The sequence below is a fragment of the Priestia sp. P5_B4 genome (genome assembly GCF_056400385.1).
On sequence record NZ_JBFULJ010000335.1, the window covers coordinates 1 to 3,944 of the forward strand.

A 3,944-nucleotide genomic window follows, 5' to 3' on the forward strand; every position below is an offset into this window, starting at 1 on the left:
ATTTACCCCAGATTTTAATGAGGTAGCCAGTCAAAGGCATATTAGGGTATCTCTTATATAAGGAGATATAGATTAAATACAGTACACATCCAAAAAAAGTAGCCAGCAGGGGGACTATCCATGCATCTTGCCTAGCAGCCTTTCCGATATCTAAAAGTAACGTACTGCCTAATATAAAGATAAACATCATACAAAATAATTGAAACCCATCGATTTTTATTTTAGTCAATGCTTTTTCAGCTCCTCATCTAATTTACCTCATAAGGATTTGTTCGCATTCCGGTATTTACAATACTGACGTTCACATTCATCGATATTTTAGCACTTGAAAATAGATTCTCCCAATTCTGTTTATGCTGACGCCAATAACTAGGGTTGGTTCGAGACAAGCTATCACCAAAGCCAAATATATCTGTCTTTTCTTTTTGTGCGATGCGAATAGTTTTTGTGATTTCCTTTTGCAATTCCTTTTGTACTTCTTTTTCCAATTCTTTTAATACCTTAGGGTTGCTTAAATCTTTTTGGCATGTTGTTTCCGTAATTTCTCCCATGACGTTCAAATCTGTATGAATGAAAGGTTGCCTATGGCGGATTGCTGTTTTCATTTGGCTTTTTATTCCGGTCGCTGTAACTGTGATATTCTCATTTATACTGCAAGGGAAAACGAGGGCTGTACTCTTTACTTCAGAAGTAACAAGCTGGACAGATCGAGCTTCATCGCCATCTAGCCATCGAACTAATTTTCCTTTTCTAAACATGGCTAATCCTTTTACCTGCATAGCACTTGGGCTGGTATTCTCTAAATTGCCTGCTTCTTCTGCCTTCTGAGAGGGCTTGTTAATGCTGATTCCAGGAAGAGATAGATTTTTTCCCTCACTCAAAAGCATAGAAATAACTTCATATGCTTGTACATTACTAACTATTCCGTACATTTTTTGATTGTTCTGGCTGGTACTTAGGATACTTTTGACTGGAGTAACCTCAAAAGGTTCAATCACACCGAGCAATTTCTCAGCAGTCCCATCACGTGCAATAAAAACTGGAATACTTGTACGAGCTTGTTTGCCTCGATCCAAAGCATCAAATAATAAGCTAAGGTCATTTCTTGCTAATTTTTCACCTATAATGATAAGCGAAAGATGTGAAGTAATATGTTCTCTTGGAATGACGATGGAGGCTTTTTTTAATGCCTCTACTAGTGTTTTGGCAGTTACTGTGTAGTTAATGACAGGAAGACCCTGTCCTCCTGACGAACTGCCCTGTGATAAACCACTTGGATTAATGATCTGATAGGTTACTTTATAAGGTTGTTCCAAGTTTTCGTTCTCATCAATTCCCAATCCTATAATAACTCCTATTTGGTTTAATTCTCGGTAATTCGAACATCCTGAAACGCATAAACAAATGGCAGCGATCCATAAAAGCGAAAGATAAGTTTTCATTTTCTATCCTCATTCATCTTTATACGACGTCTATTTATTTTGATGTTTTTTCAACAGAGATGGTAAAGAGAATCGAGCTAACGTATCCTTTTGCTCTTTAAAATCAAAGGGAGCAAAAGGAGAAAAATAGGGGATACCGAAAGATCTTAGACTACTTATATGAAGACATATACATAAGGTCATAAGCAAAATTCCATATAAGCCAATAAATGCTGAAACTATAATCAAGATAAATCGAAAACCACGGGCCGCATTGACAATGCTAGTAGATGGCAGTGTAAAATTGCTGATGGCAGAAATAGCAACAATAATTACAACAGCCGCTGATACAAAACCTGCTTCTACAGCTGCTTGTCCTAAAATCAGTGCTCCTACAATGGAGACTGCTGGTCCGATTGCTCTAGGCATTCGGATTCCGGCCTCTCGCAACATCTCAAAAGCTAGTTCCATCACTAACATTTCTACAATTGCTGGAAAAGGAACTCTTTCTCTTTGAGCCATTAAGCTAACCATTAATGTGTTTGGAATGAGTCCCTGATGATGCGTAATCAATGCTAAATAGATAGCAGACGCATACATAGAAAGAAAAAAAGAACCAAATCTCAAGATCCTTAAAAAGGAAGCAATATAATAATTTTGATAATAATCTTCGGGAGACTGAAAAAATTGAGAAAAAATAGCGGGCGCAATTAATACAAAAGGTGTTCCTTGTGCAATAATAGCAATTCGTCCCTCTAATAAATTTCCTACAACGGCATCAGGTCGTTCTGTATTTAATAGAAGTGGAAAAATAGTGGTCCTATCATCCCGGATAAATTCCTCAATATAGTTCGACTCAAGGACTCCATCTACCTTAATCCCTTTTAAACGTTCTTTGATTTCCTCTACAATACGTTTATCTGCATTTCCTTGAATATACATGATCCCTATATCTGTGTGAGTTACGCTTCCAATTTTCATGCTGTCTAAACGTAAATTAGAATCCTGAATTCTAGCTCGTATTAAAGAAGTATTAGTCCTTAAATTCTCTGTGAAACTATCTTTAGGTCCTCTAACAACAGTTTGACTGGTTGGTTCTGTTACTGCGCGGGACTGAAGTTTTTTTGTATTGCCAATGAAAATTTTAGAACTCCCATTCAGTAGGATGACCGTATCACCGGTTAAAACGGCTGACATAAATTCATGCCAATTCTCTTTTACAGTCAATTGAGATACAGTTAATATCTGGGGTATTTGTTCTTCTATCTCTTTGACGGTTACTACTTGATTACTTTCTTTAAGCCACTGAATAAGAGGCGTCATGATATTCTCATTTATAATGTTTTCATCTGCTAATCCGTCAAGGTGAATAACGGCTGCTTTTAACGTTTTTTGATATGGAGACTCAACCATTCGAAACGATACATCAGAACTATTTCCTAATTCGTTTAACAGTCTCTCTATATTTTTATTTACATCATCATATAAGGGAGCTGCTGAACAATCTGTTGTCTTTTCCTTATTAGAATTAGAGCTTTTCAAAAGATATCTTTGTCGCACGTTTTACCACCTTTTATATGAGTGAATATTTGTTATACAACGAGTAACGTTATCATTCCTATAAAATGTAAAAAATATGTACGTGAGGAAAATACATAAAATAAAATGATAGGAAATGTATCTAACTTTGTTTTCTGTTTTGTCGCATTAGTTGAACGTCAAAGTAAAGCTGAGGATTCTTTAGAGTTTTTAGATGAAAATCAAAGCGGGTTAGCTAGTATTATTTTATATCCAGTGACAGATCAGAAGGTATTGTTTTAAGAGTTAAGGAATTGGAGAGAAAAGCACCTCACACTTCTCTGGATATCTGATGTTTTTATGGCTGATATCGTACATTATGATAATTAAAAATGAAGTGAATATTCACATTGATTGATTCCAAAATTTCCAATGCAAAAGAATAAAAAGCCCTCTCTTAAGTTTAATTGCTTAGAGATTGGGCTTTTGTATAGGAATATCTTCAGTATTATAAATGAATTTCTACGCTACTTTTCTCTTAAACAAATGGGAGTTCTCTTTTATGGCTTAACAGTCTGTTTTTTTACAGGAATGTAGATATCAATCTCTTTATTTTCTGAACCATAACACCTTTTATCATACAGTTCAAATTCCATTGATCCGTAGTGCTCATAACCCGATTCAGGGAACCATTCTGTAAAAACATAATTCCATGTGGACTGAATGGAAGAAGTAAAAGATTCTTCATTTGATTTTGGTGTAGTAAATACGGCGTAGTCTAGTTCAGGGAAACTTCTGTAAACTGTTCCTTCAGGCGCTGAAGTGCCTTCCTTTACTTCCATGCCAATTACATAAACAAACTCACCCGTTTCAGGATTAAAATCAGTGCAAATACCAAGCTCCGTGTTTTCTTTTAAGGGATTGGGGATTTTAGAGCCTAATCCATTTTGCATGTACTGTTGCCAAAATTCAGGAATGTCTTTGTTATTCTGTCCACCCTCGTTC

General features: G+C 35.9%; 5 protein-coding genes. 1 reads left to right on the top strand and 4 read right to left on the bottom strand.

Features of this window, described 5'->3' with window-relative positions; translation table 11 throughout:
* The 3 genes from AC1DRF_RS18720 to AC1DRF_RS18730 all read right to left on the bottom strand — a co-directional run.
* Window positions 1–229: GerAB/ArcD/ProY family transporter (locus tag AC1DRF_RS18720; protein ID WP_477741375.1), on the bottom strand; the 229-nt coding region annotated here is incomplete at its 3' end.
* Window positions 230–248: 19 nt separating this feature from the next.
* Entirely contained in the window at window positions 249–1,442 is a 1,194-nt protein-coding gene (locus tag AC1DRF_RS18725; protein WP_427076740.1) for a Ger(x)C family spore germination protein, read from the bottom strand.
* 30 nt (window positions 1,443–1,472) lie between these two features.
* A complete protein-coding gene (locus AC1DRF_RS18730) occupies window positions 1,473–2,981 on the bottom strand; it encodes a spore germination protein (RefSeq protein ID WP_477741376.1) in 1,509 nt (502 codons plus the stop codon).
* Window positions 2,982–3,086: 105 nt separating this feature from the next.
* Between AC1DRF_RS18730 and AC1DRF_RS18735 the strand changes: the two genes are divergently transcribed.
* Window positions 3,087–3,242, top strand: coding sequence for a hypothetical protein (locus AC1DRF_RS18735; RefSeq protein WP_427076742.1), 156 nt, complete (start codon window positions 3,087–3,089; stop codon window positions 3,240–3,242).
* Between the two features lie 257 nt (window positions 3,243–3,499).
* On the opposite strand, the gene AC1DRF_RS18740 is transcribed toward AC1DRF_RS18735, so the two are convergent.
* A partial coding sequence (locus tag AC1DRF_RS18740; RefSeq protein ID WP_477741377.1) for a GyrI-like domain-containing protein occupies window positions 3,500–3,944 on the bottom strand: 445 nt, incomplete at its 5' end.

Excerpts from the sequence above, each read along its gene's own strand:
- AC1DRF_RS18725 (WP_427076740.1), bottom strand. The coding sequence starts at position 1,442 with ATGAAAACTTATCTTTCGCTTTTATGGATCGCTGCCATTTGTTTATGC.
- AC1DRF_RS18735 (WP_427076742.1), top strand. The coding sequence starts at position 3,087 with ATGATAGGAAATGTATCTAACTTTGTTTTCTGTTTTGTCGCATTAGTT.